This is a genomic window from Clostridium sulfidigenes (assembly GCF_000732635.1).
GTDB classification, from domain to species: Bacteria; Bacillota; Clostridia; order Clostridiales; family Clostridiaceae; genus Clostridium_J; species Clostridium_J sulfidigenes.
In genome coordinates this window covers 261,019-276,501 of record NZ_JPMD01000001.1, presented here as the reverse complement: position 1 = coordinate 276,501, position 15,483 = coordinate 261,019, and the positions used below count along the sequence as shown (strand labels likewise).

Here is a 15,483-nt window from a genome sequence, read left to right as displayed (position 1 = left end):
TTTTAGAACTAAATCTTTTTACATCCCCTTAACTTGGCACTTTTACTTCTTGAATTATTATCAAGTTCTTCCTTAGTAGCTTCTATAGGCTTTTTGTTAATTAATTTAATTATTGGCTTTTTCCCACACACACACATAGGAAGATCCTTAGGACACTTACATGGGTCTACTAAATCTCTAAACTTATTTTTTACAATTCTATCTTCTAAAGAATGGAATGTAATTATTGCCATAACTCCATCCTTATTTAAAGCTTCTATGCCATCACCTATAGCCCTATCTAAAATACTCAATTCACTGTTTACTTCTATTCTAATACCTTGAAATGTTCTTTTAGCAGGGTGTCCACCTTCCCTTTTAAACTTGGCAGGTATGCACTCATCTATAATTTTTACAAGTTCAAGGGTAGTTTCAACAGGTTTTACTTTTCTTTTTTCTACTATCCTGCTGGCAATTCTTCTTGAAAACTTCTCCTCCCCAAAATCTCTAAGAATTCTAAAGAGTTCATCCTCACTATACTCATTCACTACATTATAGGCTGAAAAAGCTTCTTCCCTATTCATCCTCATATCTAAAGCTGCTTCCTTCATATAGCTAAAGCCTCTTTCACCTTGATCCAATTGATAAGATGAAACTCCTAAATCCATGAGTATACCATCAACTTTTTCTATTTCTAAAGACTCCAATATGTCCTTAATATTATAAAAATTATTGTGTACATAGGTAACGTTATTAAAATCCTTTAGCTTTTCCTTTGCAGCCTTAAGAGCATCTAAGTCTTGATCTATTCCTATTAGCCTTCCCTTTGGTGAAAGTTTCTTTAAAATTTCCTTTGAATGACCTGCCCCACCTAAAGTGCAATCAACATATATACCATCTTCTTTAATATCTAACATTTCTATGCATTCTTCTAACATTACTGAATAGTGTTTAAATTCCATTATATATTCTCCTTTGTTTTGTCTTACATTTATATAATATAAATCATAGACCCCATTTATACACTTATCATTGTACCATAAATAATTCTATAAGTTTACATAAATTCCTTTTAAATATTCCCTAAATGAAAAACTTTTTTTAAACAAATTTATAAATATATATAAAGAATTTTCAACTAATTTCAAATATATTACATTTATATAATATAGTTCCTTATTTTTCTACGGCTTTTTCTCTATTACTCTATATAACTTGTAGAATTATTGAAATTCCCTTTTCTGTAGAGTATAATTTAAAAGAATGAAATTTTTAAGTAATAAGCCACATGGTTTACATAGAAAGGACGAATATTATATGAAATTAGGAATAGTAGGTTTACCTAACGTAGGAAAGAGTACTTTATTTAATGCCATTACAAAAGCAGGAGCAGAGTCTGCTAACTATCCATTTTGTACTATAGAGCCAAATGTAGGAGTTGTTAGTGTACCTGACAACCGTCTTGATGTATTACAAAAACTATATAATTCTAAAAAACAAGTACATACTGCCATAGAATTCTATGACATAGCAGGATTAGTTAAAGGAGCAAGTAAAGGTGAAGGACTTGGAAACAAGTTTTTATCTCATATAAGAGAAGTAGCTTCAATTGTTCATACTGTTAGATGTTTTAAAGATGATAATGTTGTTCATGTAGAAGGATCTGTATCACCTATAAGAGATATTGAAACTATTAATTTAGAATTAATTTTTTCTGATTTAGAAGTGCTAGAAAGAAGAATGGAAAAATCTATAAAACTAGTACGCTCAGGGGATAAGACTGCAAAAGTTGAATATGCAATTATGGAAAAAATTAAAAAACATTTAGAAGATAATATGCCAGTTAGAACTTTAGAGTTTACAGATGAAGAAGAAGAATTTGTTAAATCTCTTTTCTTAATAACTTCTAAACCTGTATTATATGCATGCAATGTAAGTGAAGAAGACTTAATGGAGTGTGGCGGAGAAAATGAAATGGTAAAAGAAGTAGAAGCCTATGCTGCTAAGGAGAAATCTGAAATTATCATAGTATGTGCTAAATTAGAAGAAGAATTATCTACATTAGATGATGAAGAAAAGAAAGACTTACTTTCAGAGTATGGTCTTGAAGAATCAGGTCTTGATAAACTAATTCATGCAAGTTATAAACTTCTTGGACTAATGAGCTACTTAACTGCTGGTGTTCAAGAGGTAAGAGCTTGGACAATTAAAATAGGTACAAAGGCACCTGCTGCTGCCGGTAAAATTCATACCGACATTGAACGTGGATTTATCCGTGCTGAGGTAATTTCCTTTGATAAGTTAGTTGAATGTGGTTCTGAAGCTGCAGCTAAAGAAAAAGGATTCTACAGACTTGAAGGAAAAGAATATATAATGCAAGATGGAGATGTAGTAAACTTTAGATTTAATGTATAATTATTCTAAAATTAAATTTTTTATATAATTTGAAAATGTATGAGTGAAATTCACTCATACATTTTTTTATATAATGTATTATTCAATTATAAACTTTGAAATCTCAAATTTTAAAGTTTCAGATAATTCATTTAAATTCTGAGTATATCTTGAAATTTCATCCATATTAGCAGTAATTTCTTCTGTAGAAGCTGATATTTCTTCTGTGGCTGAAGCAGTGCTTTCTGAAATTGATGTGACATTTTCTATTTCTTTTACTACATTAATTTTTTCATATTGAATATTCTCAATAGATTTTTTAATTTCACTTATCTTACTTGATAACTCAAGTACACTTCCAGATATGTTTTCAAAAATTTGTGAAGTTTCACTTACCATTTTTCCTTCTTCATCTACCACTTGTTGAGAGTTATTTATAGCAGATACAGCTAACATAGATTTTTCTTCTATCGCTTTAATCATAACATTTATTCTATCAGTTGAACTCTTTGATTGATCTGCTAATCTTCTTATTTCATTAGCTACTACCGAAAACCCCTTACCTGCCTCGCCAGATCTAGCTGCCTCTATAGATGCATTCAAAGATAATAAATTAGTTTGTTCTGTTATATCAGAAATTGTTTTAGATATAAAATTTATTTGATCCATACTTTCATTTACTTCTTTCACTATATTTCCAACAACTTCAAAAGTATCTTTTATTTTTGTTGAACTGTTTATTAGCTCTGAAACTATTTTACTTCCTTCAATACTATAATTCTTTGTATCTTTAGATATACTATCAATTTCTGTAGAGGAGTTTTCTATATTATCAATTCCTTGGGCTAAATCCTCCATATGGCTTGCACATTGAATAGTACTTTCAGCTTGATTAGATGCACCTGAAGCTATTTCATCCATGGCTATATGCGTTTGCGAAAGGGCAGTAGTAGTTTCATTAGACATTATAGCTAAATCAGCTGCAGTTTTTAATACCACCTGAGATGACTTGTCCACATTTTTCATTAACAGTGCAATTGATTCCATCATATTGTTAAAGTAATCTCCTAATTCTTTAAAGTCATCTTTGGACTTAATTTCTACTTTACCTGTAAAATCTCCTTTGGCAGCTTTAGATATTACGTTCTTAACCTTTTTCATATTTTTAGCGATGCCTTCTCCTAAAATTATGCTTATAATTATTGCAACTATTCCTATTACAATTATCCCTATTATTAAAAAGCTTCTAACTGCATTAGTATCTTTTAATAATTCTATTTCCGGTATAAATGCCACTAATTTTATGTTTTCTAAGGAATTCAAATTATAAACTACAAAATTTCTTTTTCCATTATTACTTAATTCTATAAAACCCGAATTATCATCTACTACAGATTTAAGTTTCTCATCTACCTCTATTAAATTTTTACCTATTAAGCCTTCATCTGTATGAGATATAATATCACCATTACTACTACATACAACTACAACCCCTTCATCACCTATTTTTATGTTAGATATACTTGAACTAAAAACATCTAAAGATAAATCTAATCCAACAACTCCAACAACCTGTCCATCCTTTACCACTGTCCTAGCCAGTGTAACCGTAGTTTTTTGATCTTCAGCACTAGTATATGGAGATGTAATTATATAGGAGTCCTTATTTGCTGTAGCTAAAGTATACCATTCCTTCTCCTTATGATTATATCCATCTGGAAGATTAATTTTGTGGGAAGTATAAAAATCACCATTCTCTGTTCCATAAAACACTGTACTAATATTAGAATCTGATACTTCTACATTATTCATATGACTTATTATATCTTTAATGCTTTCACTACTATTGTCCAACTCAATAAATTTACTGTTAAGTGTTAGTGAATTTATTTGATTCGCTACTGTATTAAAATAATTTTCTATCCCTCTATTCACCTCTACCAGTGTTTGACTAGTGGAGTACTTTAAGTTATCCTTAAGCAAACTATAACATTCATTATAAACCAATAAGGCTATAAAAATTAAAGGGATAATAGATACTCCTAGCAACGAAATTATAAGTTTACTCTTTAAGCTGTTGAAATTCTTTTTCATATACCCATCCCCATTCAAAATTTATTAATATAAAGTTTTTTAAACTTTATATTTTAATTTTCGCAACATTCGTAAAATTCTTTATATAGAATAATTATACTAATATACAATTATTAATTAGGTATGTAGTTGATTGAAGTTATAAAACTAAAATGGATGTTTCGAAGAGCAAAACCTATATAATTAAACTGCTCTTCCAAAGGCAATCGCTCTATTTTAAATAACTTAATTAAATATAAATGGAGGGTATTATTACAACTCATCACCTTAAAAGTTGCATAATACTCTCCACTTTACACTTATTGTATATTTATTCCCTCAATATTGAAAATATATGATATGCTAATACATTCCCATAAAACTAGCTAGTTATATACCTATATCACTATTTCAATATATTAATATATTAATTTTTATATATATAACTGTTAATATATGGATATAGTTAACTATATAAATAGTTAACTATTTGTTCTATTCATGGGGGTTTCATGGAATTTCCACCTTTTCTTTACTATCATTTCTTCTCATATTCCATACACTGCTTACTTATTAGCTCCATTATATTATCCATAGTAATTTCTTCAACATCAAATACTAACTCCATGGCATCTTCTACAGTTTCCATAGTATATATTTTAAATTTACCTTCAAAGATTGCTCTCTCAACTTCTCTTGAAAGCACTAAATCATCTTTATTAGATAGAGGAATAACAACTCCCTTTCCTTCCGTATCATCCATGATTTTACACACTTCAAAAAATCCTTCAATTTTTTCATTTACACCACCTATAGGCTGTACTTGCCCAAATTGATTTATGGATCCAGTAATTGAAATATTTTGTTTGATTGGAATCTTGCAAAGCGCAGATATTATAGCTAATGCTTCAGCTACTGATGCACTATCACCATCTATAACTCCATATAACTGCTCAAAGCTAAGATTGAAATCTACTGGTAGAGTTTTATATCCTCCATTGATATTATTAATATATCCTTTTAAAATATTAATTCCCTTAGTATGAATTTTACCACTTAGGTTGGATTCCCTTTGAGCATCAATGATTTTTCCTTCCCCCTTAAAACAAGTACAGGTTATTTTAACAGGTTTACCAAAACTTGTATATCCCGTATCAATGACAGAAAGCCCGTTAATTTGTCCCACCTTGCTTCCTGAAACATCTATTAACAATTTTTTTTCATCATATAACTCTAGATATTCTCTTTCTATAGGTTCTTTCCTATAAGCAATGTTCTCTATATCATCTCCATCAATAAATTCCCTTACCTCTTCTGCTGCTTTATAATTAGCTTGTATTATAAGGTTTGATAATTCATCATGGTCAAAATGTATCTTATTTTTATTTTCTGCCTTTCTAGATAAAAATTTTGCAATTTCTCTTATGCCACTAGATGTTATAGGTTTAATATTATTTTCCTTAGACAATCTATTTATTTCTTTTATTAGTACAGTTTTAACCTTATTCTCAGCCTTCAATATTCCCCTATAGTCAGCCCTCGTCTTAAATATTGTTCTGAATTCTTTATCATAGTTATACAATGCGTCATAAATATCATAATCCCCAATTATTATTACTTTAGTATTAATTGGCATAGGTACTGGTTTTAAACTGCTTAAAGTAAATAGTTCTATATATCCTCTGTTGTAATCTAAGTCTACTTTTTCTGATATTATAGCTCTTTTCAAATAATAATAAGACTGAGAATTACTAAGTAGACTACTGGCTCTGAGAATTAGACATCCCCCATTAGCTCTTACATAACTACCTGCTCTTATGGATTTTACAGTAGATACATATATATTATTATGATTTTCATAATCTATAGACCCAAAAAGGTTAGATACACTAGGATCTTCTTCAAAGATTACTGGTGGATATTCAATATCTGAATTATCAACAATTACATTTACATCATATTTATATATAATGTCTCTTATAGCTTCTTCATCATCCTCGTAACTTATAGAATAGTTTTCCTCAAGTTCGCCCTTAATCTCAGTAATTAAGTAATGAATATAAGCCTTAGCCTCACTATCATCATTAAATTCTTCTTCTATTACTACATTTAACTCTTCCATTTCTTCTTTAAAAAAGTTATCCATTATCTCTCTAATTCTATTTATTTCATCATTTTTCATATTCCTTAACTTTTCTAATATATCATTAGCATTTATCTTTAACTCGTCAACTTTATTTAATATTTCAAGTTTTTCCTCTTCCTTAAGATTATCGAATTCATCCTCTGTCATTTCTTTTCCGTCAACTAGAGGTATAAATGTAAATCCCTCCCCACTAGTTTTTATTTCAAAACCATACTCTTTAGAAAGTTTAATTAATTCTCCCACTATTTTGCTACGCCTGTCTTTAATAGTACTAATAAGGTGTTCTTTTTCTTTATTATCTATGCCATTATAAAATTTAAATATACTTTCTGCATAAAATTCTTGAATTTTGTCTACTACCTTTTTAAGCTTATTTCCATATCCATTGTTAACAAACAAAGGAACAGGCTCCTTTGCATTTCCTTTTATAACATAACATATATCCTTTGGTGGCTTTCCACCCGTCAATATATGTTTTACATAGCTAATAATATGTTTTACTCTATCCTTGCAAAATTCATCAACTAAGTAAATATTATAGCCTTCACCATTTAAAAGAAGTGAGGTTTTTATTTTATTATATGCATCCTTATATTGTGGCAATATAAATTCGCCTTCTATTTCTCTATCTTCAACAATTTCAAAATCGTACAAAACTTCACTGGGTTTTAAAACTCTTTTCATACTGTCCTCCCAAATAAAATCATTTAGTATATTAATATTCTTGTAAAAGGACTTTTGGAACAAAAACATAAAAATTCATATTATAATTTTTAAAAATTCATGATATATTTTTAAAAATTAAACATAAACTTGTTATAACAACTTAATTATTATATAATAATGATATTGTGTAATATTATACACTTGAATACAGTCAGATATTATACGTAGTTATTTATTCTTCATGTAAAGGAGTTATTCATATGGGATTCAAAGACAAATTATCACAAAGTTATTCTAATGCTTTTATAAATAGATATGGCGATAGAATAACACAAGTTCAAGGAAGGGCTTTATCTGTTAAAACAGAGGAAAAATCTTTTCTTGGAATTTTAAATACTATTATTGTTACTATTGTAGTAAAACAAGACAGTGCTAGAACTATAGCAACTTGTGTTTATAAGAAAAAGAGATGGTTTAAAAAACCAGAATTCATTCCTGTATCTCAAGGTCATTCTTTATTAATCCAAGGTTTAAAACCTGATTATTCTAAAAAGAAAAAGAAGAAAAAGAAAGTTAAGGACTACATAAGCATAATGAACGTTATGAACCTTACTAATAAGAGAGACTTAGTTCCTGTTGAAGGTGGTCAAAAGAAGATACAGAGAGTAAGACAAGATAGAAGATTTAAATAAGTAATGAAACTCCCTTGGCTGGGGCGTAATTGGAAAACTTAACTTTTTAGTTAGCACAGGATACTATCTGTATCCTGTGTTTTTTTGACATACCTATAAAAAAGATGTACAATTCTAAATTGGTAGTACCAATTTAGAAAGGGATGTTTATATGAAGTATTTTCGTCAATTTGGAATTATTTTGGCAGTAACTTTTATTGGAGAAATATTAAAATATATTATTCCATTACCTATTCCTGCTAGTATATATGGTTTAATTCTCATGCTTATAATTTTAAAAACAAAAATAATTTCCCTTGAACAAGTGAAGGAAACTGGAACTTTTTTAATAGAAATTATGCCGCTTATGTTTATACCAGCAGCAGTTGGTTTATTAGTTTCTTGGGACGTACTAAAGAGTATTTGGATTCCTGTTATTATAATAACTATTTTAACCACAGTTATTGTAATGATAGTAACAGGTAAAGTCACCCAGTTTATGATTAAGCTAGAGAGGATGAATAAGAATTGAAGGATTTATTATGTAATTCAGCATTTTTCGGAGTAGTGATCAGTATTCTAGGCTATGAAATAGGGTTGTTTTTAAAAAAGAAATTTAATAATGGGATCTTTAATCCCTTACTTATTTCAATTCTTTTTGTAATGGCATCTTTAGTTATTTTTAAAGTAGATTTTGAAAGTTACAATAATGGAGCAAAATATTTAAGCTATTTACTAACTCCTGCAACAGTATGTCTAGCAATCCCTCTATATGAACAACTGGATTTATTAAAAAACAATTTTAAAGCTATTATACTAGGAATTTTTTCAGGAGTAGCAGCCAGTCTTATAAGTGTATTTTTATTCGCTTTGCTTTTTCAGTTTACCCACGAACAGTATGTAACCTTGCTTCCAAAATCCATTACCACAGCTATAGGAATGGGGATTTCAGAAGAGCTAAATGGAATTGTTACAATTACAGTAGCTGTCATTATTGTAACTGGTATTATTGGTAATATCCTTGCTGAAGTTATTTGTAAGGTATTTCATATCCATGAACCAATTGCTAAGGGAATTGCCATCGGAACCTCTTCCCATGCCATAGGAACTGCAAAGGCAATGGAAATTGGAGAAATAGAGGGTGCTATGAGTGGTCTTGCAATAGCAGTGGCAGGTTTATTCACAGTAATTGGTGCCTCAATATTTGCTAATCTTTTGTAATTGGGCTCTGCTTAAAATTACAGTGATATATTTGTACAAGCAATTAAATTCTCTCAAAAATATATGACTTTAACAAGCTATAAGCATATAAATAGCCAAGGTATCTACAGTGATATGCTTCCCTTATGGTAGACAGTTTAAATAATAAAACTGTCTATTATAAGGATGAGAATATCAGAAAGTACCCTGGCTATTTTTTACTTAAAATATTCTTAAGTTCTGTTTCCTACAAAAGTAGCAATGCTATTAATAAATGATATTATTCCTGAGAAAAATACAATGATTGCCCACTGTCCAATACCTATAGACATGGTATGGAATATACCTTGTAACATAGGAACATATATTACTAATAAAAGTGCTGTCACTGAAATGACAACAGAACCCAATAGATACATATTGGTAAATGGATTGATTTCAAAGAGAGAATACTTTTCACTTCTACATTCAAATACGTGAATTAACTGTGAGCAAATTAAAGTTCCAAGGGCTAAAGTTCTACATACTCCTAAGCCATATCCATAATACTTACCCGCTAAGAATGCAAGAACTGTACAAACACCAATTAATGCACCTCTAATTAATATCTTTTCTTTTAATCCCCTTGCAAAAACACTTTCGCCTTTTTTTCTTGGCTTTTCATACATTATATTTTTATTTGGTGGGTCTACTCCAAGAGCTATAGCTGGAAGTCCATCAGTAACTAAATTTACAAATAAAATTTGAATTGGAAGCAGTGGTACTTCTAAGTAAAACAATGAAGCTAAGAACATAGTCAATACTTCACCTAAGTTACAAGATAATAGATATCTTATAAATTTTCTAATATTATCATATATAACTCTACCTTCTTCTACTGCAGTTACAATAGTAGCAAAGTTATCATCTAATAATATCATGGATGCAGCTTCCTTAGTTACATCTGTTCCTGAAATTCCCATAGCTATTCCAATGTCAGCTTCTTTAATAGCAGGAGCATCATTAACTCCATCACCAGTCATAGCTACAATATTACCCCTACTTTTAAAAGCTTTTACTATTCTTAATTTATGTTTAGGGCTAACCCTTGCAAATATTCTATAATCGTCTATGGATTTTTCAAGTTCTTTATCATTTATTCTATCAAGTTCAGCTCCTGTAATTACCTCCTTGCTTTCATTACATATATTTAGATCTTTTCCTATGGCAAAGGCTGTATTTTTGTGATCACCTGTAATCATAACTGGTCTTATTCCTGCAACCCTGCATTTTAAAACTGCATCTTTTACTTCTTTTCTTGGTGGGTCAATAATTCCTGCCACCCCTACAAAAATTAAACCATTTTCCACCTTATCTCCCTTAATTAAGTTATTCTCTTTATATGCACCTGCAATGCATCTAAGAGCTCTAAAGGACATATCATCAATAAGCTTTTCTACACTTCTTCTATAAGGAATAGTTAATGGCTCTACCCTTCCATTTACTAATATATGTGAACATCTATCAAGTACTCGCTCTGGAGCTCCTTTAACATAACATACATCCTTCTTGGTAGTTACGTCCTTCACAATTACTGTCATCATTTTTCTTGTAGAATCAAAGGGGATATCAAAAATCCTCTCTACTTTACTATTAAATCCTTCTATTTCAGAAACCTTTTTAAAGAAGCCTTTTATTAAAGCAGTCTCTGTTGGGTCTCCCATTAAAGCCTTTTCTATGGAATTAGAAGAATAATTATAGTTACAATCATTACAATATACAAATATCTTTTTTAAAATATCATGGTCAAAACTTTTGTCTTCATCAATATCATGAATTTTTCCATTATGAAGAAGTGCTGTTACCGTCATTCTATTTTCTGTTAAAGTTCCTGTTTTATCACTACATATTACAGAGGTACATCCTAGAGTTTCCACCGCTGGTAACTTTCTTACTAGGGCATTTCTCTTAAGCATTCTTGATACTCCTAAAGCAAGGGCAACAGTTACTATAGCTGATAGCCCTTCTGGAATAGCAGCAACGGCTAAACTAACCCCAGATAAAAACATGTCATAGACATTTTCACCTCTATAAATACCTAAAAAGGTTACCACCGCACATATAGTTAAGCAAAGAACTACAAGTACTTTTCCAAGGGAATTTAATCTTTCCTTTAATGGAGATGGTTCATCTTCTATAGAGTGAAGCATATGAGCTATTCTCCCCATTTCCGTATTCATTCCAGTTCCATATACCTTTGCTTTTCCCCTACCTGTCAGTACGATAGTTCCCATATATATATTATTATCACTATCCTCTGGATTCTTGTGCACTCCTACGGATTCACCAGTTAGAAGAGATTCATCCATCATAAGATTATTTCCTTCAACTAAAATACTATCAGCAGGTATCCTATCCCCACTTTCTAATATAACCAAATCTCCTGGTACTAGATATATGGAATTAATAACTTCAATTTTTCCATCCCTTATTACCTTAGCAGTAGGTGAGGATAATTTTTTTAACTGCTCTAAGGATTTTTCAGTTTTATATTCTTGTACAAAACCTAAAATTCCATTCATTACTATAATTATTAGAATAGTTATAGCGTCTGCTTTATCCCCCATAAAACCCGATATAACGGTTGCCACCATTAGTATCCAAATAATCAAATCATTAAATTGTGATAAGAATATTTTTATAGGTGACACTTTTTTCTTACTCTGTAACTCATTTAGTCCGTATTCTTTCAGCCTATCTTCTATTTCATTGGTAGATAGCCCTCTATATTCTTTAGCACTCACATTTTTTCCCCCTTACATTTTTTTATTTATAGTTAGAAATAATCTATCATTAAAATATATGTACCATCCTACCAGTATATGAAAACTTTAACTTTACATAAGGTAAATAAACCTTTAAAATACTAATTATAAATAAGAATAGATATTATAAAGGAAGGTTATTCATGGTAAATAAAGTATACATAACAGGTCATAGAAATCCTGACTCTGATTCTATTTGTGCAGCTATTGCTTATTCAGAGTTTAAAAATAAAACCCAACGAATCAATGCTATTCCAATTAGACTAGGAGAAATTAGTAGAGAAACTCAATTTATCCTAGATTACTTTGGAGTTCAGCCACCACAGCTTATTCAAACTGTAAAACCCCAAATTATAGATTTAAAAATAGATACAGTAGCTCCTATTGCTTCAGACATATCCTTAAAAATGGCTTGGTCTATAATGAAGCAAAAAAACATTAAAACTCTCCCAGTTATATATCCTAATGAAAAATTAGCTGGAATTGTATCTGTATCAAATCTGGCAGCTAGTTATCTAGACATTTGGGATAATTACGTTTTAGCTAAAAGTAAAACAAGTCTAAGTAACATTTTAGAAACTCTATCCGCTAAAATTGTTTACTTATCAGATGAAAACTTAGAACTTAAGGGGAAAGTTGTAGTTTCTATGATGGAACCAAATGATAGAAATTTAATAGAAGCGGAAGATATTTGTATCTGTGGAGACCGTGAGTTAGTTCAAGAATTTGTATTAGATTGTAATGCTAGATTAATGATAATCACTAATAATACAAATCCCTCTGAAAAAATTATTGACCTAGCTAAAGAAAAAGGATGCACTATAATCACTACTCCTTATGACTCTTTTACTGCTGCTAGACTAATACCTCAAAGTATTCCTATAGAATACGTAATGACTAAAAATAATTTAATTACCTTCTCTACTAGTGACTTCATTGAGGAGATTAAAGATATTATGCTAGAAACTAGATATAGAAGTTATCCAGTTTTAGATGAAGATGGTTCCGTGGTTGGAAGCATTTCTAGATATCATTTAATAACCCAACAAAGAAAGAAAGTAATTTTAGTGGATCATAACGAAAAGACTCAGTCTGTAGACGGTCTTGAAGATGCAGATATTCTAGAAATTATCGACCACCATAGAATAGGAGATATTCAAACAGGTCAACCAATATACTTTAGAAACGAGCCTGTAGGAAGTACTTCTACCATTGTTGCTAATATTTTCTTTGAAAATGGAATTAGACCATCTAAGAAAGTAGCTGGATTATTATGTGGCGCTATTATTTCCGATACTCTACTATTAAAATCTCCAACAGCAACTATTGTAGACGAAATCATACTAAAGAGATTAGCTGAAATAGCAAGTATAGATATAGAAAAATTTGCTCAAGAGATGTTTAAAGCTGGAACTTCATTAGAAGGAAAAAGCTCAAAGGAACTTTTATACCAAGATTTTAAAATCTTTAATATGGGTAATTTTAAAGTAGGTGTTGGACAAATAACAACTACTTATATGGATGGATTTACTCCGCTAATTAATGATTTAAAAACTGTAATGAATGAAAAAGCAAATCAAGGAAAGTTTGACCTAATTATTCTTATGGTTACTGACATATTTAAAAGTTCTTCTTTGTTCATTGTGTGCGGTGAACACAAAGAAGTATTCTCAAGAGCCTTTAACATTAAATTAAACAATGGAACAGCATATATTGACCAGGTAGTTTCTAGAAAGAAACAAGTTATTCCACCTCTTACAGAGGTTATAAACCAAATTAAGTAATTCTTTAAATCCAAAGGAGGCTTTCCCTAAAGACAGCCTCCTTTTATTTACTGTACCACTAATTTGAGAATTGATCCCTTATTAATAATATAAATCCAAAATATAACAAAGAAAATAAAACACACTCCATATATCACAGTTAAAAAATCCTTAACACATAAATCATCAATCTTTCCTTGATACACCCCATAACTTTTTAGATAATGTACCCCCTTATCTTCTATGTAGTAAAAATTAACTGATTCAATATATGCAGCAAAAATATAAATGTTTAAAAGTGGATTAGTAAATAGATTTTTTAAAAATCCCCCTTGAAATTAATTTTAAAGGTTTTATTTCTAATAATATAGACAATATATAAGAACATTCCACCTATTAGGGTAGGAATAATATTTAACACAGTTAACATACTATTGATAAACTTTAGACTCTCATCATCACTGATATAATATATTAATGTATATATTACTCCACCTCCATTACCTATGATTAGAATATAAATTAAGGGTGCTAAAAAACCACAAATCAATGATTTGCTAATTAAGGATAAAGTATTATAAAACTCCTTTTTTTCAGTGGATTTTTTAATTACTGTTTTTCTTTCACTATTGCTTATCTCAATAACGAAGAAAGCTACAATAGCATTAACAATCTCCCTATTAGATATAAGACTTATAATTACACCTATGGTAGTTATAAGTATAAAGTATACCCATTGTAAAACTACTTTGCTTCTTATTTTAGCACTAAATTTCTCATTGACTTTTATTGCTAATCTATGTCTATCAAACTTCCAAAATAATATACTTAGCAAACATCCAAATAAATATCCTACCCCATAATATCACCCCTCCTATTTAAAGTTTATCCTTCGTTAATGTTATATTATATGTTTAAAGATATAAAAAAAGAATGAAAAACTATGTCTTTCATTCTTTTCTATTTCCATTACTATCTTAAGTTATTTATCATTCCCCACATATCATCTGCAGTTTTTAATGCAGAGGAGCTTAATTGAAAAGCTCTTTGGGCTACAATCATATCAGTCATCTCAGTAGACATATCTACATTAGAGTTTTCCGTAAACCCTTGATAAATCTCTCTCTCTGTAGTCTCCATTACAGTAGCTCCTTCTATTGGAACAAATAAGCTTTGTCCTGCAGAAATAAAATCTGTATCACCTATGGTCTTATAAGTTTTAATATCTCCAACTTTTATAGAGTTTCCATCATTATCTAAGGATAAAGCCCCATTTGCATCTATAGAAAACTTATCTTTAGAAAAGTTAATTGGACCCCCTGGCACATTTATCTCATTACCATTAGCATCAGTTATAGATAATCTATATCCATTATTATCTACTAAAATTCCTGAAGCATCCACTTTGAAGTTTCCATTTCTAGTGTAGGCTGCACTTCCATCTTGTTTATATACTTTAAAGAATCCTTCTCCATCTATGGCTAAATCTGTAGATAGCTTTGTATTAGTTAAGCTTCCTTGAGTCTTTATTCTAACTTCATTAGTAGATTTAACCCCTGTACCAACATAAAGTTCAGTATTTGCATTCTTAGACCATGGTACTCCTAGTCTCTCTAATGAACTGGTATAAAGGTCTTGGAATGTAGATGTTACTTTTTTATATCCAATAGTACCGGAATTTGCTATATTATTTGATACTAAGTCTAATTTATTCTGTTGTGCCTCCATTGCACTTCTATTGGTGTAAAACATACCGTACATAAACTCACTCCTCAAATTTTTCTTTC

General features: G+C 30.0%; 11 protein-coding genes. 5 read left to right on the top strand and 6 right to left on the bottom strand.

Annotation, left to right across the window (positions count from 1 at the left end; all coding sequences use genetic code 11):
- Positions 1 to 8: 8 nt before the first annotated feature.
- A complete protein-coding gene (rsmH, locus tag IO99_RS01375) occupies positions 9 to 941 on the bottom strand; it encodes a 16S rRNA (cytosine(1402)-N(4))-methyltransferase RsmH (RefSeq protein WP_035129284.1) in 933 nt (310 codons plus the stop codon).
- 355 nt (positions 942 to 1,296) lie between these two features.
- On the opposite strand from rsmH, the gene ychF reads away from it, so the two are divergent.
- The gene (gene ychF, locus IO99_RS01370) at positions 1,297 to 2,394 is read left to right on the top strand and encodes a redox-regulated ATPase YchF (RefSeq protein ID WP_035129283.1); all 1,098 of its coding nucleotides are present in this window, start codon (positions 1,297 to 1,299) and stop codon (positions 2,392 to 2,394) included.
- A gap of 78 nt (positions 2,395 to 2,472) precedes the next feature.
- Here ychF and IO99_RS01365 read toward each other — a convergent pair whose 3' ends face one another.
- Positions 2,473 to 4,467: a methyl-accepting chemotaxis protein gene (locus tag IO99_RS01365; protein ID WP_035129282.1), complete on the bottom strand. Its 1,995-nt coding sequence runs from the start codon at positions 4,465 to 4,467 to the stop codon at positions 2,473 to 2,475.
- A gap of 517 nt (positions 4,468 to 4,984) precedes the next feature.
- On the bottom strand, positions 4,985 to 7,276 hold the full coding sequence (locus IO99_RS01360; protein ID WP_035129281.1) for an AAA family ATPase: 2,292 nt from the start codon (positions 7,274 to 7,276) through the stop codon (positions 4,985 to 4,987).
- A gap of 242 nt (positions 7,277 to 7,518) precedes the next feature.
- Here IO99_RS01360 and IO99_RS01355 point away from each other — a divergent pair, with 242 nt between their 5' ends.
- The 3 genes from IO99_RS01355 to IO99_RS01345 all read left to right on the top strand — a co-directional run bounded on the left by IO99_RS01355 (position 7,519) and on the right by IO99_RS01345 (position 9,150).
- Positions 7,519 to 7,950, top strand: a complete 432-nt coding sequence (locus IO99_RS01355; protein ID WP_035129279.1) for a hypothetical protein — start codon at positions 7,519 to 7,521, stop codon at positions 7,948 to 7,950.
- A gap of 151 nt (positions 7,951 to 8,101) precedes the next feature.
- Positions 8,102 to 8,461 carry a CidA/LrgA family protein gene (locus tag IO99_RS01350; RefSeq protein WP_035129277.1) on the top strand — a complete coding sequence of 120 codons (360 nt, stop codon included), beginning with the start codon at positions 8,102 to 8,104 and terminating at the stop codon, positions 8,459 to 8,461.
- Complete coding sequence (locus tag IO99_RS01345) at positions 8,458 to 9,150, top strand: LrgB family protein (RefSeq protein WP_035129275.1); 693 nt, start codon at positions 8,458 to 8,460, stop codon at positions 9,148 to 9,150. Before IO99_RS01350 ends, IO99_RS01345 begins: the two co-directional genes overlap by 4 nt.
- Before the next feature lie 212 nt (positions 9,151 to 9,362).
- On the opposite strand, the gene IO99_RS01340 is transcribed toward IO99_RS01345, so the two are convergent.
- The gene (locus IO99_RS01340) at positions 9,363 to 11,912 is read right to left on the bottom strand and encodes a calcium-translocating P-type ATPase, PMCA-type (protein ID WP_035129273.1); all 2,550 of its coding nucleotides are present in this window, start codon (positions 11,910 to 11,912) and stop codon (positions 9,363 to 9,365) included.
- A 164-nt stretch (positions 11,913 to 12,076) separates the two neighbouring features.
- Between IO99_RS01340 and IO99_RS01335 the strand changes: the two genes are divergently transcribed.
- The gene (locus tag IO99_RS01335; RefSeq protein WP_035129272.1) at positions 12,077 to 13,717 is read left to right on the top strand and encodes a putative manganese-dependent inorganic diphosphatase; all 1,641 of its coding nucleotides are present in this window, start codon (positions 12,077 to 12,079) and stop codon (positions 13,715 to 13,717) included.
- A 298-nt stretch (positions 13,718 to 14,015) separates the two neighbouring features.
- Here the strand turns inward: IO99_RS01335 and IO99_RS01330 are convergent, their stop codons facing one another.
- Positions 14,016 to 14,531 (bottom strand): hypothetical protein, encoded by a 516-nt coding sequence (locus tag IO99_RS01330; RefSeq protein ID WP_035129271.1) that lies wholly within the window; start codon positions 14,529 to 14,531, stop codon positions 14,016 to 14,018.
- A 137-nt stretch (positions 14,532 to 14,668) separates the two neighbouring features.
- Positions 14,669 to 15,457, bottom strand: a complete 789-nt coding sequence (locus IO99_RS01325; protein ID WP_035129270.1) for a flagellar hook-basal body complex protein — start codon at positions 15,455 to 15,457, stop codon at positions 14,669 to 14,671.
- Positions 15,458 to 15,483 lie beyond the last annotated feature (26 nt).

Coding starts and splice junctions, on each gene's coding strand:
- IO99_RS01335 (WP_035129272.1), top strand. CDS start 12,077: ATGGTAAATAAAGTATACATAACAGGTCATAGAAATCCTGACTCTGAT.
- IO99_RS01325 (WP_035129270.1), bottom strand. CDS start 15,457: ATGTACGGTATGTTTTACACCAATAGAAGTGCAATGGAGGCACAACAG.
- IO99_RS01355 (WP_035129279.1), top strand. CDS start 7,519: ATGGGATTCAAAGACAAATTATCACAAAGTTATTCTAATGCTTTTATA.
- ychF (WP_035129283.1), top strand. CDS start 1,297: ATGAAATTAGGAATAGTAGGTTTACCTAACGTAGGAAAGAGTACTTTA.
- IO99_RS01365 (WP_035129282.1), bottom strand. CDS start 4,467: ATGAAAAAGAATTTCAACAGCTTAAAGAGTAAACTTATAATTTCGTTG.
- rsmH (WP_035129284.1), bottom strand. CDS start 941: ATGGAATTTAAACACTATTCAGTAATGTTAGAAGAATGCATAGAAATG.
- IO99_RS01350 (WP_035129277.1), top strand. CDS start 8,102: ATGAAGTATTTTCGTCAATTTGGAATTATTTTGGCAGTAACTTTTATT.
- IO99_RS01360 (WP_035129281.1), bottom strand. CDS start 7,276: ATGAAAAGAGTTTTAAAACCCAGTGAAGTTTTGTACGATTTTGAAATT.